Genomic DNA, 24,146 nt, shown 5'->3' with positions numbered 1-24,146 from the left:
CGACGGGCCCTTTTCATATAGAATGGCACGCATGAATACCCAAGATACCGCCCACATCAGAAACTTCTCCATCGTGGCCCACATCGACCACGGCAAGTCGACCATCTCGGACCGCATCCTCGAGCTCACGCACACCGTTGAGGAGCGTGATATGGAACAGCAGCTGCTCGATTCCATGGACATCGAGCGCGAGCGCGGCATCACGATCAAGTCCAACGCCGTGCGCGTCATGTATACGGCCGACGATGGCGAGATCTACCAGTTCAACCTCATCGACACGCCGGGCCACGTGGACTTCACCTACGAGGTCTCGCGTTCGCTCGCCGCGTGTGAGGGCGCCGTCCTCGTGGTGGATGCTACGCAGGGCGTTGAGGCGCAGACCGTCTCCAACGCCAACCTTGCCATGAACGCCAATCTCGACATCGTGCCCGCTATCAACAAGATCGATCTTCCCTCGGCGCACCCCGACGAGGTTAAGCTCGAGATCGAGGACGAGCTTGCCATCCCGGCAGACGACGCCGCGTGCGTATCGGGCAAAACGGGCGAGGGCATCCACGACCTGCTTGAGGCAATCGTCTTTCTCATCTCTCCGCCCAAGGGTGACGCCTCGGCTCCGCTCAAGGCCCTCATCCTCGATTCGTACTTTGACGAGTACCGCGGTGTGGTGGCGACGGTGCGCATCTTCGACGGGTCCGTCAAGAAGGGCGATACCCTCCAGATGATGCAGGCAGGGCAGTCGTTCCTCGTGGACGGCGTGGGCGTCAAGCGCCCGGCCGAGGTGCTGGTGGATGAACTCTCAGTGGGCGAGGTCGGCTTTGTGGTCACGGGCCTCAAGGACCCCGCCGCCGTGCGCGTGGGCGATACGCTCACCTATCACGACCGCCCCTGCGATGCCGCCCTGCCGGGCTACCGTGAGGCCAAGCCCATGGTCTACACGGGCATCTTTCCGATCGACAACAAGGACTACGAGAACCTGCGCGACGCGCTCGAGAAGCTCCGCGTCAACGATCCGTCGCTTGTGTGGGATCCCGAGACGAGCGTGGCCCTCGGCTTTGGCTTCCGCGTGGGCTTTTTGGGCCTGCTCCACATGGAAGTCGTCAAGGAGCGTCTCGAGCGCGAGTTCGACCTCGACCTCATCGCCACGAGCCCGAGCGTGGACTACCACGTCTACCAGACCGACGGTACCATGCTCGAGGTGCGCAGCCCCCAGGACCTTCCCGACGTGACGCGCATCGACCACATCGAGGAGCCCTACCTTTCGGCCAAGATCATCGTGCCGCCGGAGTACACGGGTGCCGTGATGCAGCTTGCCATCGACCATCGCGCCACCATGCGCGACATGATCCACCTCTCGCAGAAGTCCGTCGAGATGCACTTCGACATGCCGCTTGCCGAGCTCATCCTCGACTTCTTCGATCAGCTCAAGAGCCGCACCAAGGGTTACGCGTCGCTCGATTACGAGTTTGCCGACTACCGGCCCTCCGACCTCGTCAAGCTCGATATCCTCCTTTCGGGCGACGAGGTGGACGCGCTCAGCTTTATCGTGCATCGCGACAAGGCCTATAACCTTGCACGAGGGCTTTGCGACAAGCTCAAGGAGATCATCCCGCGCCAGCTCTTCGAGGTGCCCATCCAGGGTGCCATCGGCAACAAGATCATCGCCCGCTCCACCGTCAAGGCACGCCGCAAGGACGTGCTCGCCAAATGCTACGGCGGCGACATCTCGCGTAAGCGCAAACTGCTCGAAAAGCAAAAAGAGGGCAAGAAGCGCATGAAGGCCATCGGCTCGGTCGACGTGCCGCAAGAGGCGTTCCTCGCGATCCTTAAGGTCGAGGACTGATGACGTGTTTAGGGACAAGGGCCTGACAGGCCACCTTGCCCCGGTTTGATATGAAGGGAATCCGATGTCGTTTTCGGACGATCTGCGTGTCGCCTATGCCGAGCAGCCGTTTTTGCTTGCGCCGATGGCGGGCGTTACCGATGCGGCGTATCGCATCATGTGCCGCAGACGGGGAGCCCGGCATGCATATTCCGAGATGGTGAGCGTGGCCGGTCTTGCCTACGCAAGCAACAAGACCTGGCGCCTCGTGCTGCCCGAGGACGAGGAACCGCAGATTTGCGTCCAGCTCTTTGGCTCCAAGCCCGAGCAGTTCTCGGGCGCCGTTGCCGCCGTTGAGGAGCGGGTGGGGGAGAAGCTCACGCTCATCGACATCAACATGGCCTGCCCTGCGCGCAAGGTCATCACCAAGGGCGAGGGCTGCGCCCTCATGGAGACGCCGGAGCTTGCGGAGGAGATCGTACGCGCCTGCGTGCGCGAGGCCCACGTTCCCGTAACGGTCAAGATGCGCGCTTCGTTTGCCACCGGTGAGCGCACCGCTCCCGAGCTTGCGCGTCGGCTTGAGGACGCGGGCGTGGCTGCGGTAGCGGTGCATGGGCGCACGGCTAAGCAGCTCTATACGGGTGAGGCCGACTGGTCGGTTATCGACGAGGTGGCGCGCGCGGTGGACGTGCCCGTGGTGGGCTCGGGCGATGTGTTTTCGGCCGAGGCGGCGGCTCGTATGCTGCGCGAGACAGCAGCCACAGCGGTGTTTATCGCCCGCGGCACCTACGGAAATCCCTGGATCTTTGACGACGCGCGGGCGCTTGCGCTCGAGGGTGTCGAGCCGCCGGTGCACGACCTCTTTGAGCGGCTTGACGCCCTGCGCGAGCACCTCGGGCTCGTCCACCGCTACCTGCCCTTTATGGCGCGGGCGCGCACCTTTGCGACGTGGTACCTGAAGGGCATGCCCCATGCCGCGAGCTGGCGCGGGCGGGTGGTGCAGTGCACCACCTACGAGGAGTTTATGGAGCTGGTGGACGAAATCGAGGCCGACCTGCGCGCACACGAGGACGTACTTACCGGGGTGTAGAGGCGTAGTGCAGGGGCGGCAATCGGCTCGACCGGCTGTTGTCGTTCCTGGGAATGGGGTTCACTCACGTTTTGCGCAGAATCTGGCTGCATTTTGCACAATGGCTACATTTTGCACAACACATGAGCGGACGACGTTTCTTGGGCGGATCTGCTGAGAGGTACACAACGAAGCGCGCGGTTGAGAGTGGGGAGGAGCGTTCGTGTCTGTAGGAGCCCTGTATCTGCACATACCCTTCTGCCATGCCAAGTGCGCCTACTGCGACTTCGACTCACGCGGGTTGTGCGGACGCGCGCTCGATGAGGCGGCTGCGACTTACGTGGCGCAGCTCGAGCGTCGTATCAACGCGTTCGGTGAGTGCGGGGCTCTCGCAGACGTCCGAACGGTCTATATCGGGGGTGGCACGCCAACGGTTTTGGGTGAGCGGCTCCCTGCGCTTGTCCGCCGCGTCCGGAGCTGGTGCGAACCGGTTGAGTTCACCTGCGAGGCCAACCCCGAGTCGCTCAGCGAGGACCTTGCGCGCGAGCTCGCCGAGGCGGGCGTCACGCGGATCTCGCTCGGCGTTCAGAGCCTCGATAACGGTGAGCTTGCCCGAATCGGACGCTTGCACGATGCTGCCTGCGCCCTCGCGGTCATCGCGCGGGTGAAGCGCCTGGGGATGAGCGTGTCGTGCGACCTCATGTGCGGGCTCCCGGGTCAGACGGGGGAGAGCTGGCGCAAGACGCTCAAGGGCGCCCTCGCCGCCGGCCCCGATCATATCTCGGTCTATCCTCTGACGGTTGAGGAGGGTACGCCGCTTGCCCGCCAGGTTGCACAAGACCCCTCGCTTGAGCCGGATGAAGACTTCCAGGCTGTCTGCATGGAGGCCGCGCGCGATGCGCTGACGGCCGCCGGCTACCAGCGCTACGAGGTTGCGAGCTACGCACGACCCGGCCATGCTTGCCAGCACAACATCGCGTACTGGACGGGTGTAGGCTATCTGGGTCTCGGCCGGTCCGCGGCGGGCATGCTCACGGGCGCCGAATATCTTGAGCTCGCGAACCTCTTTCCCAGCCAGGGCGATGCTTGCAACCTCGCCTGCATCTCGCCCGATGACCGCATTCGCATCGTCCAGCGCAACGATGGGGCCACGCGCTTTGACGTTGAGCGCCTGAGAGCGCACGAGGCCGTGGCCGAGGACCTTATGCTCGGGATGCGCATGAGCGCGGGTGTGTCTCCAGAGCTGCTCGAGCGTGCGCGCGCACTGTTCGGTCCGGACCATGTGGACCCTACCATAACAACCGCATGCCGTGAGGGACTTGCCGCTTGGCGCGACGGGCGGCTGGTTCCAACCGAGCGTGGCTGGCTCATGGGCAACGAGCTCTACGGCCTTATGTGGGGGCTTGCGTCGCGAGTCTAACAGGGGCCAAAGCCCACTCTGTCCGCAGAAGCCGAACACACCTGCCTTAAAATGCCTCCCTTGCGCGAAATGTGCAGGGCGCCTAAGTCCCGCGCGCGTCTTGCGCGCTTGCGGGGCTGCTTCGCTACAATAGGCCCATATGTTTCGACCTCAGGAGGATGCCCGCTCATATGGCAACCATGAACGAGAAGGATTACTACGCCATCCTCGGTGTGTCCAAAGACGCCGATAAGCGTACGATTCAGAAGGCCTTCCAGCAGAAGGCCCGTAAACTCCACCCCGATGTCAACAAGGCACCCGACGCCGAGGAGAAATTCAAAGAGGTCTCCGAGGCTTATGCCGTGCTCTCCGACGATCAGAAGCGCGCCCGCTACGACGCGATGCGCTCAGGCAACCCTTATGCGGCGGCCGGCGCATCCGCAAGCCCCTATGGGGGCTACGGCGCCTCGCCCTTTGGCGGAGGGTTCCCCTTTGGCGCGGGCTTTGGCGGCTATGCGCAGCGTCGGCCCGGACGTCAGGGGTCTTCTGCCTACAACCCCGAGAACGGCGCAGACGTTGTGGTGGATATCGAGCTCACGGCCGACGAGGCCAAGCACGGCGCTCGTAAGGGCATATCGTTTCGCCGCTACGAGCCCTGCGGCCACTGCCACGGCTCTGGTTCCGTCTCGAGCGAGACAGCGCACACCTGTCCGAGCTGCGGCGGCACCGGAACCATCGGAGTCGACATGTCGTTCCTCTTTGGGGCGGGGATGTTTCAGATGGTCTGCCCGGAATGCGGGGGCTCGGGCAAGGTTGTGGCCGATCCCTGTCCGGATTGCGGCGGTACCGGTCGCACCCAGGTAACGAGCGAGGCTGTGGTGGAGTTCCCGCCCGGCACACACGACGGCGACCGCGTCCGCATCAAGGGGATGGGTAACGCCGGAACCAACGGCGCGGCGGGGGGCGACCTCGTGGGACGCGCCCATGTGGCGGCCGAGCGGCTTGAAGGCAGCGCCTATCGCGGTTTCTATCTCATGGGATTCGCGACGCCGTTCCTCGCGCTATTCGCCTACCTCCAGCTGCTCTCGGTGCTCACCATCATCGTGATCATCGTCTTTGGCGTGGGCGTCTTCCAGGTGCTCTCGGACGACGTGTTCCATCACACGAGCCTGTGGTGGAAGCGCGGCGCTGCACGGTTTGGGGCGGGATTTGTCAACGCGCTCTTCTACGCGCTCATCGCCCTGTGGTTTATGAGCTGCTCGCGCGGGCTCTACTACCGCCCGTATTACTACATGTGGTAGGCCGAGATGGCTGTTGGCCGCAGCGTCCGGCGCCGGACGCTGCGGCCTCAATGCCCGTCCGACGTGGATGTTTACCGTCCGCGCCGGGCGGGTACCATGTGATGTGCCGGCGCGGGAGCGTCGGCGTTACCTTAGATGTGACGTGTGTGGGGGAAGGGTTTGCAGGTGGCAGACAAGAGGGATTACTACGAGGTGCTCGGCGTCGACCGCGATGCCGACCAGCGGACGATTAAGCGTGCGTTCTTAAAGAAGGCGCGCAAGGTTCATCCCGATGTCTCCGACGACCCCAACGCTGAGGAGAAGTTCAAGGAGCTCAACGAGGCGTACTCTGTCCTTTCCGATGAGCAGAAGCGTGCCAACTACGACCGGTTTGGCACGGCGGACGGCCCCATGGGATCGGGCTACGTGGACCTCAACGATATCTTCGGCGGCATGGGCATGGACGACATCTTCTCGTCCTTCTTTGGCGGGGGCGCCGCGGGCGGCGGTCATCGCCGGCAGGTGCGCCGCCAGGGGCGCGATATGGCCGTCTCGCTTTCCGTCACGCTCGAGGAGGCAGCACTCGGCTGTACCAAGACCATCAGCTACGACCGCTTGGCTCCGTGTGAGGACTGCCACGGTACCGGTCTTGCCGAGGGTGCCCAGGAGCAGGAGTGCCCGCGCTGCCACGGTACCGGTTTTGTGACGACCGTCCAGCGCTCGATTTTTGGCCAGGTGCAGTCGTCTGCGCCGTGCCCCGAGTGCGACGGAGAGGGCACCGTGATCGATCACCCCTGCGATATGTGCGACGGCCAGGGCCGTACGCCGAGCCACGAGAAGCTTGACGTGCAGATCCCCGCCGGCATCTCCTCGGGGCGTCAGCTGCGTGTGCGCGGTTACGGCGAGGCCGGCTACCGTGGCGCCGAGGCGGGCGACCTCATCGTTACGGTTGCGGTTGAGGAGCATCCGCGCTTCCATCGCATGGGCGACGACCTCACCTGCGAGGTCTCCATCTCGATGGTCCAGGCGGCACTCGGCTGCACCATCGAGGTCGAGGGCATCATGCCTGACGAGGTCATCACCTTTGAGATTCCCGCAGGGACGCAGTTTGGCGACACCGTGACCGTGGACGAGAAGGGTATGCCGCGCATCGGTGGGGGTGGCTCGCGTGGTCGCGCCGTGGCCCAGGTGCGCGTGACGGTACCGCGCAAGCTCAGCCAAGAGTCGCGCGAGTTGCTCGAGCGGTATGCCGAGGCCAACGGCGAGAGCTTTACCGTGGCTCCGCGCAAGACGGTGGGCGACCGCATCCGCGACGCCATCGATGATATTCTGGACTAAGCCGTGGGTAACCCGTTTGTCTCTGTTATCAATCTCGGGTGCCGCGTCAACCGCGTGGAGTCCGATCGCATCGCATCCGATCTCGCCTCGGCGGGCTTTACCCTCGTTGAGCCCGATGAGGCCGAGCTCATCGTCATAAACACCTGTGCGGTGACGGGAGAGGCCGAGGCCAAGACCAGAAAAGCCGTCCGCCACGCGCTCGGTCGCGCACGCGGCCCCATGGTAATCGCCACGGGTTGCGCGGCAAACCTGCACCCCGACATGCTCGAGGCGCTCTCCGACCGCGTTATTGTGGAGCCTTCAAAAGTCGATGTGGCGGCTCGCGCCTGCACGGCCCTCGGCTATGAGCAGGTCCCCGATCCGAGTGCCGAAGAGGCCGCTGCGCAGCCCGACCCGCACGATCTTGCCGAGCTGCTCGGCCGGTCGCGTTGGGGCATCAAGGTGCAAGACGGCTGCAACAACCGCTGTACGTACTGCATCGTGTGGAAGGCCCGCGGGCCTGAGCGGTCGGTCCCCGTGGAAGCCGTACTCGAGCAGGTGCGCCGCGCAGAGGCGGCGGGTATCCCCGAGGTGGTGCTCACCGGGGTCAACTTGGGCGCCTACGACGGGGCGGGCTCGCACGACGCGCATGTCGAGATCGACGAGCTCGTCGAGACCATCCTTGCTCAAACCGCTATCGGGCGCATTCGCCTCTCCTCGCTTGAGCCCATGGACGTGTCCGACCGCCTCATCGCAACCATGGCTGCGCACCGCGATCGCGTGGCGCCCTTTTTGCACCTCCCGCTTCAGTCGGGCTGTACCGATACGCTCCGCCGCATGGGACGTCCCTATACGGCCGAGGAATTCTCTGAGCTTACCAACTGCATCCGTACGGCGCTCCCCGATGTTGCACTCTCATGCGATGTGATCGTGGGCTTTCCCGGCGAGACCGAGGAGGAGTTTTCGCGTTCGCTTGAGCTTTGCCACTCGGTGGGCTTTGCCCGGATGCACGTCTTTCGGTATAGCGCTCGGCCCGGTACCCCTGCCGCCTCCATGCCAGACCAGGTACCCCCTGAGGTCAAGGAGGACCGGAGCCGCCGGATGCGCGCCCTCGCCCAAGAGCTTGCCCGGGTGGACGCGCGCCGTCGCATCGGCACGACCGAGCTCGCTGTGACCGAGCAGGATCGTCCTGCCACGCTCGGCTCCTTCCATAGGATCCAGATTCTCGACGCGCCCCAGGCTGACTCGCCCGCGCTCGTACGGGTTGGTATCATGGGCATGGATGAGACGGGTGTCCTGTGGGGCCGCTGCAGCGTGGCCGCGGGACCCAACGCGGAGGAGGCACATGGATAGCGCGACGGTTCGCCTGACGATTCCGGAGAGCGTCGACCCGCGGCTCATCACGGGCGGAGCCGATGCGACGCTCCGTGCCATCGAGCACCGAACGACCGCGCAGATCTCCATGCGGGGCGATACCATCCACCTTACCGGCGCGCCGGGCGAGGTGGAGCTCCTCACGCGGCTTTTTACCTACCTCATGCGTGAGGCTGCCTCGGGTCGTGCACCCGAGACCGACGAGGCGCTCCGTGCGCTCGAGACCCTCCGGGAGAGCGGTGCCGATGCCGCGAGCTTTCGCGACGATATCCTCCTCACGTACCGCGGCAAGGCCATTCGCCCTAAGACGCTCGGCCAGAAGCGCTATATCAATGCCATCCGCGCCAACACGGTCACCTTCTGCCTGGGCCCGGCCGGCACGGGCAAGACGTATCTCGCCATGGCGATGGCCGTCGGCGCCCTTAAGCGCCACGAGGTGAGCCGCATCGTTCTCACGCGGCCCGTCGTGGAGGCGGGGGAGAGCCTCGGCTTTCTCCCCGGCACCCTTCAAGAGAAGATCGACCCGTATGTCCGCCCGCTCTTTGACGCGCTCTTTGACATGACCGACATGGAGCGGGCCGGCGAGCTTGTCGAGCAGGGCATCATCGAGATCGCGCCGCTTGCCTACATGCGCGGTCGCACCTTAAACGACGCCTTTGTGGTTCTCGACGAGGCACAGAACACCACGCCCGAGCAGATGAAGATGTTCCTCACGCGGCTTGGCTTTAACTCCAAGTTCATCGTGACGGGCGATATGACCCAGCGCGACCTTGTGGGGCGTCGCGGGGGCCTCACCGATATCGAGGAAATCCTCGACGGTGTGCGCGACGTTGCCATTATCCATCTCGACCGCACCGATGTGGTGCGCCACGCCCTCGTGGGGAGGATCGTCGAGGCTTACGATGCCTTCGAGGCGCGCCGGGATGAAACCGCGCCCCGCAAGAAGCGCGCTGCGAACCACCAGGGAAAGGAGGAGCGCGCATGAGCGTCCTGATCGATTGCGCAGAGGGGGTGAGTCCGCTCCTCACTGAGGAGGAGGTGCGCTCCATCTGTGCGCATGTGCTCGCCGCCGAAGGGGTAGACCGCCCGGTGGAGGTCTCTCTCAACTGGGTGGACGACGAGGAGATGCACTCGCTCAACGCCGAGTGGCGCGGGATCGACAAGGTCACGGACGTCCTCTCGTTTGAGTGCGATGCGCCCACGATCGAGGATCTTCCCGCGGGCGAGCCCGTGGAGCTTGGCGACATCATCCTCGCCCCCGTGCAGATTGCCCGCCAGGCGCCCGGGTTTGGCAACGACCCCGCCGACGAGTGCCGGCTCATGCTCGTGCACGGCCTGCTCCATCTGCTTGGGTACGATCACATCGAGGACGAAGAGGCCGAGGTCATGGAGGCGCGCGAGGACGAGCTGCTGCGCGAGTTGGCCGTGCAGCGCGGGGCAGATCCCGCCGCGGTTGCCGTTGGCCCTACGACCCGCCACGAGCATGACTAGGGGAGAGGAGACGTCATGATTCCCGGATCCGACCGCGAGCATCCCACCTTCGTCCGTTCCTTCCGCTACGCGCTCGAGGGCTTCGTTACCGCCGTCACCACCGAGCGCAACATCAAGGTGCAGCTCGCTGTGGGCGTGGCCGCCATCATCGCCGGCTTTGCGCTGCGCATCGACGGGCTCTCGTGGGTGCTCGTGATACTCTGCATCGGTCTGGTGATCTTTGCGGAGCTCGTCAACACGGCAATCGAGGCTATCGTCGATCTCGCGACCCAGGAGCTCCATCCGCTCGCCAAGCGCGCGAAGGACATCGCCGCCGCGAGCGTGTTCACGCTCTCCATCACCTCCGCCATCGTGGGGGCCATCGTCTTTATCCGCGCCTTTCTCCAGCTCGGTCTGTAGCGACAAGGCGTTCCGATTCGTGCAACACGGGGAGTAGTCATGGCAGACATCGAAGAAACTGAATCGATTGAGGAGCACGACCCCTTCGCCGACCTTACCGACGACGAGCTAGACGCAATGGCAGAGGAGGAAGACGCCGGCAAAGCCTTTGGTATGCTCGCCATGGACGACGTGCCGGCAGGCTTCCGCTCGGGCTTTGTCGCGCTCGTGGGGCGCCCCAACGCCGGCAAGTCGACGCTTCTCAACGCCTGCCTGGGCGAGAAGGTCGCCATTACCTCGCCGGTGGCCCAGACGACCCGGCGGCGCATGCGGGGCGTTGTCAACCGCGAGGATTGCCAGATCGTGTTTGTCGACACCCCCGGTCTCCATAAACCGCAGGATTCGCTCGGCGGCGAGCTCAACAAGAGTGCTCTAGCCGAGCTTGCCGACGTGGACGTGGTGGCCTTTCTCATCGATGCCACCAAGCCCATCGGCCGAGGCGATGCCTGGGTCGCGGAGCGCGTCTCTAAAAGCCCTGCCGTCAAGATCCTCGTGCTCACCAAGCTCGACCGCGCCAAGCCCGAGCAGGTTGCCGCGCAGCTTACCGCGGCGCACGAGCTCATGCACTTTGATAACGAGATCGTGACTTCCTCGGTCGAGGGGTTCAACGTTGATTCGTTCTGCAACCTTGTGGCGAGCTACCTGCCCGAGGGGCCGCGTTGGTTCCCCGCGGGGATGAAGACCGACGAGTCAGACGAGATGCTCGTGGCGGAGTTTATCCGCGAGAAGGTCCTCATGCTCACGCGCGAAGAGGTTCCGCACGCGGTGGGTGTTGTCTGCGACGAGATGACTTACAAGAAGGGCGGGAGCGTCCTTACGCTGCATGCGACTATCTTCGTGGAGCGTGACGGCCAGAAGGGCATCATTATCGGCAAGCGCGGCTCGATGATTAAAAAGATCGGTACCGAGGCGCGCCACGATCTTGAGCGCATCTTTGGGTGCACGGTATTTTTGGAGCTCGAGGTGCGCGTTAAGCCCAATTGGCGGAGCGACGTTCGCGAGATTCGGCGCCTCGGGTACGCCGCAGACGAGTAGGCGCGCCCAATGGCGGGGAGCCGCACGTATCGCTGCCGAGCCATCGTGCTCGATAAGACCAAGCTCGGTGAGAGCGACCTTATCCTAACGCTGCTTGCCGATGACGGCCGTCAGGTCAGGGCGGTCGCCAAGGGCGCGCGCAAACCGGGGAGCAAGCTCGCGGCCCGCTGCGAGCTCTGCTGCGAGGTCGACCTGTTGCTTGCGCACGGCCGGAATCTCGACATCGTCTCGCAGGCGGAGCTGCTCGCCGCTCCACTCGGAGCTTCTCCGAGCTACACGCTGCTCTCTGCGGCAAGTGCCGTGGCCGAGATCGCCCGCTTCTGCTCCTTTGAAGACGCTGAGGATAGCTTTGTCTTTCCCATCACCGAGCGTGCGCTCGCCGTCCTCGGTGGGGCGGCGGGTCCGCTCGACGGTGCCCATCTCGACCTTGTGGTGGCGGCCTATGCCTTTAAGCTGCCGGCGCACCTGGGGTACCGTCCCGATCTTTCGTGCTGCGTGACATGCGGAGACCCTGCGGTGAGCCATTACTCTGCGTCTGCCGGCGGTCTCGTCTGCGCTTCGTGCGCCTCGAGCATTCCCGGTGCCGAGGAGGTCGATGCCCAGACAGTCGCCTGGCTCCGCGCCCTTATGGGCCTTCGCTTTGACGAGCTCGCCACAGCGCCCATCGCGGCTCCGGAGGCGACGTTTTTGCTTGCGCTCGCGCACGCGTGGGTCGCCGTGCACCTTGATGCGCGCCTGCGCGCCTTCGAGTTTCTCCTCGGGTGCTGATTCTGGGCTGTGCTGTGTCTCATGGGGACGGGTGCGATTTGTGCCATGTTTGTCGAATCGTCGTGAATAGGCTGACTAGATTTTGGGCTGTGCCGTCAAGGCTGCACCCCGCGCCGGAAGGCCGTCACCCGGTAGATGGTGCGCACCCCCACTCCGGTGAGTCGTGCAATCTGTCGTACGGACAGTCCTTCTCTGCGCAACCCGGAGAGTGCCTGTTTGCGTAGTTTTCGCTCAAGCGTCTTTATGAGTCCGGGGTCAAAGCCATCAAGCACATCACGGGCGCGTTGAAGTGCCTCGGCATCTGGTATGCGTCCGTGCTGTTCTTCACAGCGTGGCTGCGACGACGATTCAGCGCTCATGCGTAAAAAACCGTCGCGGCCGCCTACCATGTTAAGCACAAGATCGGGCTTTGTGATGCTCGCCTTTCGCGTGCCAGCGTACTCGGCGTAGCTGCTCCATTCCCAAGCGTCAGTCTGCGCGATTCCCGCTTTCTCCGGATTGGCATGAATGTAACGCACCGCCTCGAGCAAATGCGCGTTGCACTCCACCGGTTCGCTGGCAAAGCGTCCCTGAAAGACCGACCCTACATGCCCCGTGCACTGGTTGTAGATGCGAGCATAGCGGCTGCAGAGTTGGTGCATGGCGGCGCTCAGTTCATGCTGACGATCGAGAACGAGCAGGTGAACATGGTTATCCATAAGGCACCATGCAAGTACATCGAGTTGATAGCGCTCTACGCAGTCCGAAAGCATGGTGCAAAACATGCGTCGATCCTCATCGCGCTCAAAGAGTATCTGCTTGCCGTTGCCACGTAAGGTGATATGGTAGACGCCCGATGTCGAACGAACCCGTGGAATCCTTCCCATGTGTAACCTCCCCGCATCCCGTTTCGATGCGGTGGTACTACCCACTTCTCGGGTTCATTTCCATGAGAGCCATCAAAAAGTGGCACAATTTGTACCCGTCCCCAAATTGACATCACTCGGGAGTTCCTGTGGGAGTTGGCCCGCACCCCTCCGCATGCTCAAACACCCCGTTACAATATTCAGAATCTATGCGCGTTCTTCGTACGTTTTCGCAGCAAGGCTGCGAGGTATAGTCAATGGCCTACAGAAAGGAACCTACGTAACCTATGGCAAAGAACCAACCCCTACGCATCATCCCGCTCGGCGGTCTCGACGGCATCGGCAAGAACATGACCGTTATCGAGTGCGGACCCGACATGGTGCTCATCGACGCCGGTCTCATGTTCCCCGACGACTCCCAGCCGGGCATCGACCTCGTCCTGCCCGACTACACCTACGTGCTCGAGCACGAGGATAAGCTCCGCGGTATCGTCGTCACCCACGGTCATGAGGACCATACAGGCGCCCTTCCGTACCTGTTGCAGGACCTCAACAACAAGGTACCGATCTTCTCGAGCAAGCTTACGCTCGGCTTTATCGAGGGCAAGCTCGCCGAGTTCCGCTTCAAGTCGCCCAAGTTCCGCGAGGTCAAGAGCGGCTCGCACATCCAGCTCGGGTGCATCCAGATCGATTTCTTCTCTATGACCCACTCTATCCCCGGCGCGCTCGGCGTCTTTATCCGCACGCCGCAGGGCACGGTCATGCATACGGGCGACTTCAAGCTCGACCAGACCCCCATCGACGGGGTACTGCCCGACTATGCCGCCATCAACCGGTTTGCCAAGCAGGGCATCGACCTTCTTCTCTCCGACTCCACCAACGCCACGCGCCCCGGCTTTACCAAGTCTGAGGCCGAGGTGGGCCCCTCGCTCTACGCCGCCATCAAAAATGCGCCGGGCCGCGTCTTTGTGGCGAGCTTCTCCTCGCACATCCACCGTCTGCAGCAGATCTGCGACGCCGCCAAGCGCTGCGGTCGCAAGGTCGTGGTGACGGGCCGCTCCATGCTCACCAACACCCGCGTGGCACGCGAGCTCGGCTACCTCAAGATCGATGAGCAGGACCTCATCGACGCCTACGAGATCAACAACCTTCCCGAGGACAAGATCGTCGTCATGTGCACCGGCAGCCAGGGCGAGCCGCTCTCGGCGCTCTCGCGCATGGCCAACGGCGAGCACAAGACGCTCTCCATGCACGCTGGCGACACCGTGATCATCTCGGCCACGCCCATCCCTGGAAACGAGAAGGGCGTGCAGCAGGTCATCAACTCCCTCGCCAAGATCGGCTGCGATGTCTACGACAAGAACCGTACCCTCGTGCACGTGTCGGGTCACGGCAGCCAGGAGGAGCTCAAGCTCATGCTCGCCATGGCAAAGCCCGCCTACTTCATGCCGGTCCACGGCGAGGCAGTGCATCTGCGCGCACATGCCAAGCTCGGCCGCAAGATGGGCATCGCTGAGGACCATATCTTCATTCTCGATAACGGCGAGTCGCTCGAGATGCGCGACGGCGTGGTCAAGGTGGGCCCGAGCGTCGAGTCCGGCGTGGTGTACGTCGACGGCCTGCGTATCGGCGATACCGACCCCATCGTGCTGCGCGACCGGCAGAAGCTTGCCAACGACGGTATGGTCACGGCCGTTGCCATCGTTTCGCTCAAGCGCAAGAAGATCGACGCGGTGGAGTTCTCAAGCCGCGGCGTATCCTTCACCATCGACGACGTCTTTGCGCACGATGCCGAGGAGGCCATCTTCAAGATGGTCGAGAAGGGCAAGTTCAACTTCACCTCGAGCGGTACCGATGCGCTGCGCAAGGCCGTGCGCGACTGCATCTCCAACTTCATCTGGAACCGCACCAAGACCCGCCCGATGATCATCCCCGTGGTCATGGAGGTCTAGCGTGGCCGAACGCAAGGGACAGACGGCAAAGGGGCGCAAGGCGACGTCCTCCAAGGGAGGCGCCGCGCGGTTGCGCGCCAACCGGCAGGCGTCCGCCGCGGCGGTTGAGCCCGTCGAGTCGCTCTGGGACCGCGGCGCCGGACGCGATATCGCGGGTGTGGTACTCGCCGTTGTGGCGGTGGCCTCGCTCATTGCGGTCGTAACACCCGCAAGCGCACCGGTGACTCGTGCGGTCGCGGGCTTCTATCACCTGGGCTTTGGGCTCGGGGGATACGTGCTGCCGTTTGTAATCCTCGGGGGTGCCGCACTCGTCTTTGTGCACGGCGAGCATCTCGTTCGTCCCCGCGCCGTCGTGGGAGCTGCGTTCGTCTTCTTGTCAGTGCTCGGGCTGCTCGTGATCGCCATGACGCCCGACCAGCTCGTCTGGGGTGTTACCGTGGGAGAGGCCGACCTCGTCCGCAGCGGCGGTTTTGTGGGCTACGGCATCGCCTCGGTTTTGGTGGGCGCACTCGGTAAACCCATCGCCGCCGTGGTACTCGTGGGAGTGGCCGTTGCGGGCGCCGTGCTCATCGGCTTCTCCGTCTCGTCGGTGGTGCTCGCCTTCCGCGAGAAGGCCGATGAGCTCCGCGAGCGCCGCCGCGTTGCCGTAAACGACCGACCTTGGGGCGATGAGGTCCCTGCCGCACCGGCGTCCAAGCCGTTCTGGCGCAAGCGCACCTCAAATCCGGCGGCAGCCGTTGCCGAGGCGGCTGCAGGTGCCGCACCGACGCGAATCATCGATGACGCGGATGACGATGACGACAATCCCTTTGTTGATGTATCCGCCCAGCTTGCTGCCGAGCGTGCCGCCACGACGCTCATCCCCATCGAGGATACCTACACCGTCTCTGCCGAGGATGACCAGGCGGACGATGAAGCCAAGACGACGCTTATCGAGCGTCCGACAAAGCGCAAGGGTCGCACCCGTTCTGCAGCTGGACGTGCGGAGCAGGCCGAACGGTCTGAGTCTGGCCTCACGGCTCCCGCCGCAATCGACCTCGACCTTTTAAACGACGTCGAGGATGAACCGCCCTTTGAGCCGGGGGAGTCTCACGCGGCCAGTGGCGCGCCGACCACGGTTATTCCTGCAACGGCTGCGGCCCAGCCCATCCCGGACTTTCTGCTACATCCCAAGGGCGCTGTGGACGGCGCAGCCGGCGCCGTGCCTGCGGACTCTGCTGCATCTGCGTCGACCGTGCGCATAAATCCATCCTCTGTCGACATCGAGCCGGATGCAGATGACGAGACCCGTCAGCTGCCACCTGCCTCGATGCTTCGCCATAACCCGCAATCGGCGTCTGCCGCTTCCTCCGAGAAGGAGCTTGCACAGACCGCCGAGTCGCTCCAGGCGACCCTTCAGGAGTTTGGCCTGCACTCGCGCGTAGTGGGCTGGATCAGCGGCCCCACGGTCACGACCTTTAAGGTCCAGCCGGGTGAGGGCGAGCGCGTGAGCCGCATCTCAAACCTCGAGGACGATATCGCGCTCTCACTCGCGGCGCAGTCCGTGCGCATCTTCGCGCCCATCCCGGGCACGTCGCTCGTGGGCATCGAGATTCCCAACCGCAAGCGTCAGAACGTCTTTCTCGGCGATGTTCTGCCCTATGTGCAGGGTGGTCCGCTCGAGCTCGCTATCGGCCGCGACGCCGAGGGTTCACCCATCGTGGCCGATCTCGCCAAGATGCCTCACCTCCTTATCGCCGGTACCACGGGCTCCGGTAAGTCCGTGATGATCAACTCCATCATCACCACGCTCCTCATGCGCACCGTGCCCGAGGACGTGCGCCTCATCATGGTCGACCCTAAACGCGTTGAGCTTGCCGGCTACAACGGCCTTCCGCACCTTTATGTGCCGGTCGTCACCGAGCCCAAGCAGGCCGCGAGCGCCCTGCAATGGGCCGTGTCGGAGATGGAACGGCGCCTCAAGGTCTTTGAGAAGGTCTCGGTCCGCAAGATCTCGACCTTTAACGAGAAGCAGGCAGCCGGCGAGTTTGAGCATTACGACAACCCGCCCGCACGCATGCCCTACCTCGTCATCATCATCGACGAGCTTTCGGACCTCATGATGGTGGCCGGTAAAGATGTCGAGGCGTCGATCGTGCGCATCGCGCAGCTCGGCCGTGCCGCCGGCATCCACCTCATCGTGGCCACGCAGCGCCCGAGCTCCAATGTGGTCACGGGCCTCATCAAGGCCAACATCACCAACCGCATCGCCTTCAACGTGGCGACGGGCATCGATAGCCGCGTCATCATCGATCAGATGGGTGCCGAGAAGCTCACGGGCCTCGGAGACATGCTCTTCTCCAAAGTCGATTGGGGCAAGCCCAAGCGCATTCAGGGCTGCTTTGTTTCCGACGAAGAGATCGCCGAGGTCGTGGACTTTGTGCGCGAGCAGGGTGAGGCAGACTACCACGAGGAGATCCTCTCTGCGGTGGCACCCGCCACGCTCATGGGTGGAGGTAGCGCCGCGCACGAGGCCACAGAGGACGACCCCCTTATGTGGGAGGCCGCTCATATCGTCGTCGAATCCGGCCTTGGGTCCACATCGGGCCTGCAGCGTCGCCTTAAAGTGGGTTATGCGCGCGCCGGGCGTATCATGGACATGCTCGAGGAAAAGGGCATCGTGGGACCGCCCGATGGCTCAAAGCCGCGCGAGGTGCTCCTCGATGAGGAGGCGCTTGCCGAGCTCGAGACGCTTGAGGCTCAGATGGCCGCCGAGGACACGGGGATGGGAGGTTTCTGATGGCACGCTTTGGGGATATGCTCTACCAGCGCAGGCGCCAGCTCGGTCTCTCGATCCAGCAGGTGGCGAACACCATCAAGATTCGTCCGCAGATCATCGAGTACTTTGAGAACGGCGACTTTGCCTCGATCCCGCCGCGCGGCTACGCGCAGGGGATGATCTCGAGCTACGCACGCTATCTTGGCCTCAACCCCCGCGAGGTGGTGGAGTCGTACTTTGAGGAGCTGCGCGCCTACGAGCTTGCCACGAGCAATCATGGCGGCCGCTTTCAAGACCCGGCTGGCATGGTGAGTGCTCGCTCCGATAGCGCAACGGGACGCTTTATGATGGTCGAGTCCGCCCCGCGGTCGCGCTATGCGCAGCGTCCGCCGCAGGCTGGCTACGTCTCGGAGGTCGAGAGCGGCCACGAGCCGCAGCGGGCGCAAAGCCCTTACGGAAGAAGACAGCTCTCGTCGGACGCAACCAGCGCTCTGCCTCGTCAAGGCGCGGCCGCACGGCGCGGCATGAGCGCGCCCCTCGGCGGGCGTCCATACCGCTCTTCTGGTCCGGTTGACGGTTCGCGTCCCAGTAGGGGAGCCGCCTCTCAGGGGTATCGTGCGGGAGGCGGCTCAGGGCGTCCGCCCCGCACGCCGTACGGAGGCCAGCGAACCGGTGGCGGACGACCGCCTCAGCGTGGGTCAAATCGTGGTGGCAGGGGCCGTGCGCCACAGAACGGCGTCGACCAGCGACTCATCATCGCGCTCATAGCCGCTGCTGCGATCATCATCGTACTGCTTGCGCTTCTCCTCATTCGCGGGTGCGCCCCCTCCGACACGACAGATACCGGCTCTGCTCCCGTGAGCGCCACCTCGCCTGCAGCAAGCACGACCGAACCCGAGACGAACAATGAGGCCGAGCCCGCGACCGATGGCGCGGATGCAACGTCGCCCGATACTGCCGAGACCGACCCCGCGGCGACCACCGGGCCGCAGCAGACCGTTGTGCGCATCTCGGTTGCCAAGGGCGAATCGTCTTGGCTCGAGGTGCGGCTCGATGGCTCGATTGTCTACGGCGATGAGGTTGTCGGTCCCTTTGAGCAGGAATACACCGTTACCGACTCCATCCGCATCACAGCCAACACGCCCTCTGCCGTAACGGTGACGCAAAACGGCGAGACTGTTCGGTGGGATACCAGCACCTCCGGTGTGGCGCGCATCAACATCACCGCTCCGGAGACTCCTGCCACGACCGATCAGGCTGCGGCAACCGATGGCACCGCATCGACAGACGGGGCGATGGACGATTCTGCCGCCGCCGCTCAATAGCAACCCGAAAGGAGCTACCATGGCAAAGGATTCGAGCTTCGACGTGGTCTCGCAGGTCGATCTCCAGGAGGTCGACAATGCCTACCAGCAGGCCGTCCGCGAGATCTCTCAGCGTTACGACCTCAAGGACTCGGGTGCGACGCTCGAGTTTGCCAAGGCAGAGCGCACGCTCACCATCCAGGCGCCGGCCGATTTTGTCGTTCGTCAGGTGACCGATATCCTTAATAGCAAGCTCGTTAAGCGCGGGCTCGACCTCAAGGCGGTCCACTGGGACGCCCCCGAGGCAGCCTCGGGCGGTAGCGTGCGCGTAAAGGGCCATATCGTCGAGGGCATCGACCAGCCCACTGCCAAGAAGATCAACAAGGACATCAAGGATCAGAAGCTCAAGGTCAAGGTCACCATCGAGGCCGATAAGCTTCGCGTGAGCTCGGCGTCCAAAGACGCGCTCCAGGCTGTGATCCAGTTTCTGCGTGAGCAGGACTACGGCCAGCCCCTGCAGTTTACCAACTATCGATAGGGGAGAGGTCCGCGTACGCGCAGCCCCCTCAGAAAGCGGGAGACATGATCGATACCACCGCCGAGCCGCTCGGCTCGATCTGCTACATAACCCTCGGGTGCGCCAAAAACGAAGTCGACACCGACCGTATGCGCTCCCTGCTGAGCGCTGCGGGCTATGCTGAGACGGACGACGCCTCTGCCGCCGACGTGGCCCTCATCAACACCTGCTCCTTTCTTGCCTCCGCAACGGAGGAAAGCATCGAGGCGACGCTCGAGCTCGCCGATGAGGTGTCCGAGGGCGTGCGCGGGACCAAGATCGTGATGTGCGGCTGCGTCCCCTCGCGCTACGGTGACGAGCTGCCCGCCGAGCTCCCCGAGGTTTCTGCCTTTGTGCGGACCGATGAGGAGGACGCCATCGTAGGCGTGGTCGACAGGGTGCTCGGCCGCGAGCGCGCGGTCCCGGCTTTCGTCCCCGAGGTAAAGCGCACGGTCGAGGGGGCGGTTGCCTATCTCAAGATCTCGGACGGCTGCAACCGCTTCTGCAGCTTCTGCGCCATCCCCTATATCCGGGGCCGCTACCACAGCCGCCCCTATCGCGAGATCGTCGCAGAGGCGCTCGACCTGGTGGACGCCGGGGTGCGGGAGCTTGTGCTCATCGGCCAGGATACGGGCATCTGGGGCGAGGACTTTGCTGAGGATGTGGCGGGGCCGAGGAATCTTGCAGGGCTTTTGCGCGCCCTTGCGGCCGAGCTCCGTGGCAGGGGCGTCTGGATTCGCGTGCTCTATCTCCAGCCTGAGGGCATGACCGACGATCTCGTTTCTGCCATACGCGATACCCCTGAGGTTCTTCCGTATATCGACATCCCCATCCAGCACTGCTCGGCGCGGGTGCTCAAGGCCATGAATCGCACCGGCTCTGAGGAGGAGCTCGAAGCGCTCTTCGCGCGCCTGCGCAACGAGATTCCCGGCATGGTCATCCGCTCCACGGCGCTCGTGGGTTTTCCGACCGAGACCGATGAGGAGTTTGAGCGGCTTCTTGCCTTCATGGACCGCGTGGGCTTTGACTACACGAGCGTCTTCTCCTATTCGCAAGAAGAAGGCACCCGCGCCGCCCGTATGGAGGGGCAGGTCGACGAGGAGACCAAGATCGAGCGCGCCCAGGCGGCTCAAGACCTTGCCGAGGCGCTTGGTTTTGCCGCGACGGCCGCCCACGTGGGCGAGCGGGCCCCGGTGATCGTCGACGGCATCGAGGAGACTGAAGACGGCGTCGAGCTCATCGGCCACGCATGGTTCCAGGCACCGGATTCCGACGGCGCCGTGCACCTCGACGCGACGGAGGCCGCGGTTGGTGATATCGTTGAGGTCGAGTTTACCGACAGCTTCTGCTACGAGCTCGTCGGTCATGTGGTTCGGTAACGAGATAGGCTGACGAGGTAGGGAAGCGATGGCCCGAAACGAACAAGGCGAGCTTACGAGCATCTGGACGCCTGCGAACATCATCACGACCGTTCGCATCGTCTTCATCCCGCTGTTTATGTACTGCGCCACCTTGGCGCGCGACACCTCGGGGGCTCTCGTGAGCCCGGCGTTTGCCATCGGATCGTGCGTTCTCTACATCCTGCTGAGCCTGACCGACAAGCTCGACGGCTCGCTCGCCCGCAAGCGCAACGAGATCACCGACTTTGGTAAGTTCCTCGATCCGATTGCCGATAAGCTGCTGGTGTTCTCGGCGCTGCTTCTGCTCCTCGACGAGGGGTATGTGAGCGTCTGGGCGGTCTTTATCATCCTCTTTCGTGAGTTTCTGGTGAGCGCGCTCCGCATGGTCGCGAGCGCTGCGGGCGAGGTCATCGCTGCCGACCAGCTCGGTAAGGCCAAGACTGCGGTTACCATGGTCTCGCTCTGCGGGTTTTATATCGCCTTCGCGCTTGAGTCGATGGGCGTTGTCAGCGTTGCCAACTGGATTCTCGGCATCTCGGGCGCCCTCATGATTGCCGCCGTGGTTCTCACGGTGCTCTCGGGCCTGCAGTATTTCTGGAACGCCCGTAAGATCGTCTTCCGTGTTTAGGAGGCTGCGATGATGGATGAGCGTAAAGCGCGTGAACGAGCGCTGGAGCTGGTGCAGTGTGCCGCGGCTGCAGGCTTGACGGTGGCTACCGCCGAGTCATGCACAGCCGGTCTTGTGGCCTCTACCATTGCCTCTATCCCGGGTGCCTCTGAGGTTCTTCGTGGTGGAGCCGTAACCTATGTAGACGAGCTTAAGCATCAGGTCCTAGGCGTCCATCGCGAAACACTTGCCATCTGGAGCGCCGTTTCTGAACCCTGCGCGCGTGAGATGGCCGTTGGGGCCCGCCGGGTTTTTGAAAGTTCGATCGCCGTGAGTGTGACTGGTTATGCAGGGCCCGGCGGGGGAACGGATGCAGACCCTGTGGGCACCGTATACCTTGGTTGCGCCGACGAACACGGTACGCGTGTCGAGCGCTGCCAGTTTGAGGGAGAGCGCGATGAGGTACGCTGGCAAGCCGCCGTTCGCGCCCTTGAGCTCCTCATTGCTGCTTGTGGAGATAACGTGTAGTCTTCTTGTAACGATTTGTTGTCACAAACGGGTGGGTCTTAGATTGAGAACCACCCGATGAGGACAATGATTACCATAGCTGAGCAGGGTCTCTCTGCTTATGTCCCCGGTTTGGTTAGAAAACGGTTGGATCTTGGTTAGATTCCCATTAGATTCTTGCCAGAAATGGTCAGAAACCGGTCAGACCTCCTTTCTAGAATCAAGCTAGCAGCTTGACCGCGAACACCCGTTCGTTTACCATGGATGCCATTGAGACAAGGAGGTTGGGGCATGGCTAAGAGTTCAGCTCCCGTAAAGCAGGTTCATGAGCGCACCACGGGCGAGGAGCGCGAGAAGATGATTGAGGCCACCAAGGCCGATATCGTCAAGAAGTTCGGCAAGGGCTCTATCATGCGTTACGGCGACGGCGGTCCCGAGCTTGAGGTCGAGGCCATCCCCACCGGCGCGCTCGCACTCGATGCCGCGCTTGGCATCGGTGGTGTTCCGCGTGGTCGCATCATTGAGATTTACGGCCCCGAGTCCTCGGGTAAGACGACACTTTCGCTTGAGATTCTCGCTGAGGCCCAGGCCATGGGCGGCGTGGTCGCCTTCATCGATGCCGAGCACGCGCTCGACCCCTCGTACGCGGCGCGCATCGGCGTCGATATCGACGAGGTGCTCATCTCCCAGCCCGACACGGGCGAGCAGGCGCTCGAGATCTGCGATATGCTCGTGCGCTCCGGAGCGATCGACGCGGTCGTTATCGACTCGGTTGCCGCACTCGTGCCTCGTGCCGAGATCGAGGGAGAGATCGGCGACACCACGGTCGGCCTCCAGGCCCGTCTTATGAGTCAGGCACTCCGAAAGCTTGCCGGCTCGCTGGCTAAATCAAAGACGACCTGCATCTTCATCAACCAGCTCCGCGAGAAGATCGGCGTGATGTTCGGTAACCCCGAGACCACGACGGGCGGCCGCGCGCTTAAGTTCTTCTCGTCGGTTCGTATCGACATCCGCCGCATCGATAGCATCAAGAACGGAAACGAGGTCGTGGGTAACCGCGTGCGCGCCAAGGTCGTTAAGAACAAGGTGGCCGCGCCGTTCCGGAGTGCTGAGTTTGACATCATGTACGGCACGGGCATCTCCAAGGAGGGCTCGATCCTCGATATGGCCGTCGAGAACGGCATCGTCAACAAGTCCGGCGCCTGGTACACCTACGAGACGGAGCGCTTGGGTCAGGGGCGTGAGGCGGCTAAGGAGTTTCTGCGTCAGAACCCCGATCTTCGTGACGAGATAGAGCACAAGGTGCGCGTTGCCTGCGGACTCGAGCTCTCCGACGAGCCGGTGGGCGACGCCGTGGCCCTTGAGGATGCAGAGCAGATGGCGTAAGTCATGGGGCGTTCCGTCACGGGTTTCTCGTACCGCTACCCAGACAAAGTGGACCGAGCCGCTGCACAGTATCGGAGCAAAAAGCCACAGGCTCACGTGGTCTTTGAACTGGAGCAGGGAGATTCGCTCGATTTCTCCGTGCCCCCTCGAGTAGCGCGGGCATTTGAGAAGGAGGAGCCGATCCTCCCCGTAGCTTACGAGAGCGCCCGTGACGCCCTGTTCGCCGTTGATGCGCGGCTTTGCTTTGCCACGCTTGTCGAGATGCTCTCGCGACGCGACCATGCCGAGCAGGAGGCGCGCGATAAGCTCCGTGCTATCGGGTTCCGCACGGCGTCGATTGATGAGGCCGTGCAGCGTGCCCGCGGGGCTCGCTTTCTCGATACCGATCGCTTCATGCGCTATTTCATCGAGGAGCGTAAGCGCCGGGGCTGGGGCAGGCGCAAGATCGAACTTGAGCTTGCGCGCAAGGGTGCAGACCCAACCACGCTGCTCGGGTACCCGGAGGATTTCTTTCCCGTGGACGATGAGCTTTCCCGGGCCCGCTCACTGCTGGCAAAGAAGCGCATTCCCGAGGCACGTGCCTTTGAAAAGCTCGTTCGGTTTCTCATGGGTAAGGGTTTTCCCTATGGGGTGGCGGCCGATGCCGTTAAGGAGCGCCTCGCCCAAAGCGAGGTGTAGAACGGCTATGATGGTACTCTTGACACCCTGTTTACAATTGACAGCTGGAGTGGGTCCACGTAGACTGAAATGGTCATTTGCCTTGTGATATACGCTCATCGTCGATGAGATGGTTTGCATAGATAAATCTTCATAGCGGGTGCCTATACCACGCAAATGTCCA

At 63.3% G+C, this 24,146-nt stretch carries 21 protein-coding genes; 20 read left to right on the top strand and 1 reads right to left on the bottom strand.

What is annotated here, in order from left to right; genetic code table 11:
- Window positions 1–31 precede the first annotated feature (31 nt).
- The 11 genes from lepA (at window position 32) to recO (ending at window position 11,990) form a co-directional block, all read left to right on the top strand.
- A complete protein-coding gene (gene lepA, locus B5G20_RS04760) occupies window positions 32–1,840 on the top strand; it encodes a translation elongation factor 4 (protein WP_087355535.1) in 1,809 nt (602 codons plus the stop codon).
- 64 nt (window positions 1,841–1,904) lie between these two features.
- Window positions 1,905–2,909 (top strand): tRNA dihydrouridine synthase DusB, encoded by a 1,005-nt coding sequence (gene dusB / locus B5G20_RS04755; RefSeq protein ID WP_087355533.1) that lies wholly within the window; start codon window positions 1,905–1,907, stop codon window positions 2,907–2,909.
- 202 nt (window positions 2,910–3,111) lie between these two features.
- Complete coding sequence (hemW, locus tag B5G20_RS04750) at window positions 3,112–4,308, top strand: radical SAM family heme chaperone HemW (RefSeq protein WP_087355532.1); 1,197 nt, start codon at window positions 3,112–3,114, stop codon at window positions 4,306–4,308.
- A 170-nt stretch (window positions 4,309–4,478) separates the two neighbouring features.
- Window positions 4,479–5,588: a DnaJ domain-containing protein gene (locus B5G20_RS04745; protein ID WP_204207649.1), complete on the top strand. Its 1,110-nt coding sequence runs from the start codon at window positions 4,479–4,481 to the stop codon at window positions 5,586–5,588.
- 165 nt (window positions 5,589–5,753) lie between these two features.
- A complete protein-coding gene (gene dnaJ / locus B5G20_RS04740) occupies window positions 5,754–6,905 on the top strand; it encodes a molecular chaperone DnaJ (protein ID WP_087355531.1) in 1,152 nt (383 codons plus the stop codon).
- Window positions 6,906–6,908: 3 nt separating this feature from the next.
- The gene (gene mtaB, locus B5G20_RS04735) at window positions 6,909–8,237 is read left to right on the top strand and encodes a tRNA (N(6)-L-threonylcarbamoyladenosine(37)-C(2))-methylthiotransferase MtaB (protein ID WP_087355530.1); all 1,329 of its coding nucleotides are present in this window, start codon (window positions 6,909–6,911) and stop codon (window positions 8,235–8,237) included.
- Window positions 8,230–9,243 (top strand): PhoH family protein, encoded by a 1,014-nt coding sequence (locus B5G20_RS04730; protein WP_087355529.1) that lies wholly within the window; start codon window positions 8,230–8,232, stop codon window positions 9,241–9,243. The genes mtaB and B5G20_RS04730 overlap by 8 nt, the downstream gene beginning before the upstream one ends.
- On the top strand, window positions 9,240–9,749 hold the full coding sequence (gene ybeY, locus B5G20_RS04725; RefSeq protein WP_087355528.1) for an rRNA maturation RNase YbeY: 510 nt from the start codon (window positions 9,240–9,242) through the stop codon (window positions 9,747–9,749). Before B5G20_RS04730 ends, ybeY begins: the two co-directional genes overlap by 4 nt.
- Before the next feature lie 15 nt (window positions 9,750–9,764).
- On the top strand, window positions 9,765–10,148 hold the full coding sequence (locus B5G20_RS04720) for a diacylglycerol kinase family protein (RefSeq protein ID WP_087355527.1): 384 nt from the start codon (window positions 9,765–9,767) through the stop codon (window positions 10,146–10,148).
- Window positions 10,149–10,187: 39 nt separating this feature from the next.
- The gene (era, locus tag B5G20_RS04715; protein ID WP_087355526.1) at window positions 10,188–11,222 is read left to right on the top strand and encodes a GTPase Era; all 1,035 of its coding nucleotides are present in this window, start codon (window positions 10,188–10,190) and stop codon (window positions 11,220–11,222) included.
- 9 nt (window positions 11,223–11,231) lie between these two features.
- Window positions 11,232–11,990: a DNA repair protein RecO gene (gene recO / locus B5G20_RS04710; protein ID WP_087355525.1), complete on the top strand. Its 759-nt coding sequence runs from the start codon at window positions 11,232–11,234 to the stop codon at window positions 11,988–11,990.
- 95 nt (window positions 11,991–12,085) lie between these two features.
- Here the strand turns inward: recO and B5G20_RS04705 are convergent, their stop codons facing one another.
- Window positions 12,086–12,856, bottom strand: coding sequence for a transposase (locus B5G20_RS04705; RefSeq protein ID WP_087355523.1), 771 nt, complete (start codon window positions 12,854–12,856; stop codon window positions 12,086–12,088).
- A 266-nt stretch (window positions 12,857–13,122) separates the two neighbouring features.
- On the opposite strand from B5G20_RS04705, the gene B5G20_RS04700 reads away from it, so the two are divergent.
- The 9 genes from B5G20_RS04700 to B5G20_RS04660 all read left to right on the top strand — a co-directional run bounded on the left by B5G20_RS04700 (window position 13,123) and on the right by B5G20_RS04660 (window position 23,983).
- Entirely contained in the window at window positions 13,123–14,787 is a 1,665-nt protein-coding gene (locus tag B5G20_RS04700) for a ribonuclease J (RefSeq protein ID WP_087355522.1), read from the top strand.
- A gap of 403 nt (window positions 14,788–15,190) precedes the next feature.
- A complete protein-coding gene (locus tag B5G20_RS04695) occupies window positions 15,191–17,566 on the top strand; it encodes a DNA translocase FtsK (protein WP_239286890.1) in 2,376 nt (791 codons plus the stop codon).
- On the top strand, window positions 17,566–18,870 hold the full coding sequence (locus B5G20_RS04690; protein ID WP_087355521.1) for a helix-turn-helix domain-containing protein: 1,305 nt from the start codon (window positions 17,566–17,568) through the stop codon (window positions 18,868–18,870). The genes B5G20_RS04695 and B5G20_RS04690 overlap by 1 nt, the downstream gene beginning before the upstream one ends.
- 19 nt (window positions 18,871–18,889) lie before the next feature.
- Window positions 18,890–19,387, top strand: a complete 498-nt coding sequence (locus B5G20_RS04685; RefSeq protein WP_087355520.1) for a YajQ family cyclic di-GMP-binding protein — start codon at window positions 18,890–18,892, stop codon at window positions 19,385–19,387.
- A gap of 44 nt (window positions 19,388–19,431) precedes the next feature.
- Complete coding sequence (gene rimO / locus B5G20_RS04680; protein WP_087355519.1) at window positions 19,432–20,784, top strand: 30S ribosomal protein S12 methylthiotransferase RimO; 1,353 nt, start codon at window positions 19,432–19,434, stop codon at window positions 20,782–20,784.
- A 28-nt stretch (window positions 20,785–20,812) separates the two neighbouring features.
- Window positions 20,813–21,433, top strand: coding sequence for a CDP-diacylglycerol--glycerol-3-phosphate 3-phosphatidyltransferase (gene pgsA / locus B5G20_RS04675; RefSeq protein WP_087355518.1), 621 nt, complete (start codon window positions 20,813–20,815; stop codon window positions 21,431–21,433).
- A gap of 9 nt (window positions 21,434–21,442) precedes the next feature.
- Window positions 21,443–21,940 (top strand): CinA family protein, encoded by a 498-nt coding sequence (locus B5G20_RS04670; RefSeq protein WP_087355514.1) that lies wholly within the window; start codon window positions 21,443–21,445, stop codon window positions 21,938–21,940.
- Window positions 21,941–22,210: 270 nt separating this feature from the next.
- Complete coding sequence (recA, locus tag B5G20_RS04665) at window positions 22,211–23,305, top strand: recombinase RecA (protein WP_087355512.1); 1,095 nt, start codon at window positions 22,211–22,213, stop codon at window positions 23,303–23,305.
- Between the two features lie 3 nt (window positions 23,306–23,308).
- Window positions 23,309–23,983 (top strand): regulatory protein RecX, encoded by a 675-nt coding sequence (locus B5G20_RS04660; protein WP_087355510.1) that lies wholly within the window; start codon window positions 23,309–23,311, stop codon window positions 23,981–23,983.
- Window positions 23,984–24,146 lie beyond the last annotated feature (163 nt).

Source organism: Collinsella sp. An7, from assembly GCF_002159335.1.
Taxonomy (GTDB): domain Bacteria; phylum Actinomycetota; class Coriobacteriia; order Coriobacteriales; family Coriobacteriaceae; genus Coprousia.
The sequence above is the reverse complement of the archived record's forward strand: the minus strand, read 5'-3'. Positions and strand labels throughout refer to the sequence as shown.

What these genes read in the sequence shown, in the direction of transcription:
- B5G20_RS04720 (WP_087355527.1), top strand. Translation starts at nt 9,765, where the DNA reads ATGATTCCCGGATCCGACCGCGAGCATCCCACCTTCGTCCGTTCCTTC.
- B5G20_RS04660 (WP_087355510.1), top strand. Translation starts at nt 23,309, where the DNA reads ATGGGGCGTTCCGTCACGGGTTTCTCGTACCGCTACCCAGACAAAGTG.
- recO (WP_087355525.1), top strand. Translation starts at nt 11,232, where the DNA reads ATGGCGGGGAGCCGCACGTATCGCTGCCGAGCCATCGTGCTCGATAAG.
- B5G20_RS04685 (WP_087355520.1), top strand. Translation starts at nt 18,890, where the DNA reads ATGGCAAAGGATTCGAGCTTCGACGTGGTCTCGCAGGTCGATCTCCAG.
- dusB (WP_087355533.1), top strand. Translation starts at nt 1,905, where the DNA reads ATGTCGTTTTCGGACGATCTGCGTGTCGCCTATGCCGAGCAGCCGTTT.
- B5G20_RS04730 (WP_087355529.1), top strand. Translation starts at nt 8,230, where the DNA reads ATGGATAGCGCGACGGTTCGCCTGACGATTCCGGAGAGCGTCGACCCG.
- rimO (WP_087355519.1), top strand. Translation starts at nt 19,432, where the DNA reads ATGATCGATACCACCGCCGAGCCGCTCGGCTCGATCTGCTACATAACC.
- B5G20_RS04745 (WP_204207649.1), top strand. Translation starts at nt 4,479, where the DNA reads ATGGCAACCATGAACGAGAAGGATTACTACGCCATCCTCGGTGTGTCC.
- B5G20_RS04695 (WP_239286890.1), top strand. Translation starts at nt 15,191, where the DNA reads ATGACGCCCGACCAGCTCGTCTGGGGTGTTACCGTGGGAGAGGCCGAC.
- lepA (WP_087355535.1), top strand. Translation starts at nt 32, where the DNA reads ATGAATACCCAAGATACCGCCCACATCAGAAACTTCTCCATCGTGGCC.
- B5G20_RS04690 (WP_087355521.1), top strand. Translation starts at nt 17,566, where the DNA reads ATGGCACGCTTTGGGGATATGCTCTACCAGCGCAGGCGCCAGCTCGGT.
- recA (WP_087355512.1), top strand. Translation starts at nt 22,211, where the DNA reads ATGGCTAAGAGTTCAGCTCCCGTAAAGCAGGTTCATGAGCGCACCACG.
- B5G20_RS04705 (WP_087355523.1), bottom strand. Translation starts at nt 12,856, where the DNA reads ATGGGAAGGATTCCACGGGTTCGTTCGACATCGGGCGTCTACCATATC.
- ybeY (WP_087355528.1), top strand. Translation starts at nt 9,240, where the DNA reads ATGAGCGTCCTGATCGATTGCGCAGAGGGGGTGAGTCCGCTCCTCACT.
- B5G20_RS04700 (WP_087355522.1), top strand. Translation starts at nt 13,123, where the DNA reads ATGGCAAAGAACCAACCCCTACGCATCATCCCGCTCGGCGGTCTCGAC.
- pgsA (WP_087355518.1), top strand. Translation starts at nt 20,813, where the DNA reads ATGGCCCGAAACGAACAAGGCGAGCTTACGAGCATCTGGACGCCTGCG.
- era (WP_087355526.1), top strand. Translation starts at nt 10,188, where the DNA reads ATGGCAGACATCGAAGAAACTGAATCGATTGAGGAGCACGACCCCTTC.
- B5G20_RS04670 (WP_087355514.1), top strand. Translation starts at nt 21,443, where the DNA reads ATGATGGATGAGCGTAAAGCGCGTGAACGAGCGCTGGAGCTGGTGCAG.